1 protein-coding gene is annotated in these 685 nt (G+C 73.6%); it reads left to right on the top strand.

Annotated features, from left to right (window positions below):
- Positions 1 to 249 precede the first annotated feature (249 nt).
- Positions 250 to 685 (top strand): PHP domain-containing protein (locus D183_RS24595; RefSeq protein ID WP_198527664.1); only part of this gene is annotated, 436 nt, incomplete at its 3' end.

Here is a 685-nt window from a genome sequence, read left to right as displayed (position 1 = left end):
GGAACGCATCGAGAGCGGCTGGTGGGACGACGGCGACGTGCGCCGCGACTACTACGTCGTGCGCACCCGCCAGGGCCAGCGCGCCTGGGCCTTCGCCCCGGCCGACGCGCCGGACGCACTGATGCTGCACGGCTGGTTCGCATGAGCCACACCCCGCCGCATCCGCGCATGCCGCCGCGCCTGCGGCTGCTGCCGACGCCTGCCCCTGCGCCAACCAGCGCGCCCGCCGCCAGCGTGCCGTCCACTCCTGTGGACTCCACCCTGCCCGACTACGCCGAACTGCATTGCCTGTCCAACTTCAGCTTCCAGCGCGGCGCCTCGCATCCCTGGGAACTGTGCGAGCGCGCGCTGCACCATGGCTACCGCGCCCTGGCGATCACCGACGAATGCAGCCTGGCCGGCATCGTGCGCGCGTGGCAGGCGGCCCGGGACATGGGCCTGCACCTCATCGTCGGCAGCGAGATCCAATTCGAGCACGGCCCCAAGCTGGTGCTGCTGGCCGAGACCCTGCACGGCTACCAGCGCCTGTGCCGGCTGATCACCCTGGCCCGGCGCCGCGCCGACAAAGGCAGCTACCGCGCGCTGCGCGAGGATCTGGCCAGCGCGGACGACGGCGCCGGCCTGCTGTGCCTGTGGCTGCCGCGCGGCGACGCCGACGACGCCGCGGACGGCGCCTGGCTGCAGG

It is taken from the genome of Xanthomonas sp. SHU 199 (genome assembly GCF_000364665.1).
GTDB classification, from domain to species: Bacteria; Pseudomonadota; Gammaproteobacteria; order Xanthomonadales; family Xanthomonadaceae; genus Xanthomonas_A; species Xanthomonas_A sontii.
This window is presented reverse-complemented; position numbering and strand designations above follow the sequence as displayed.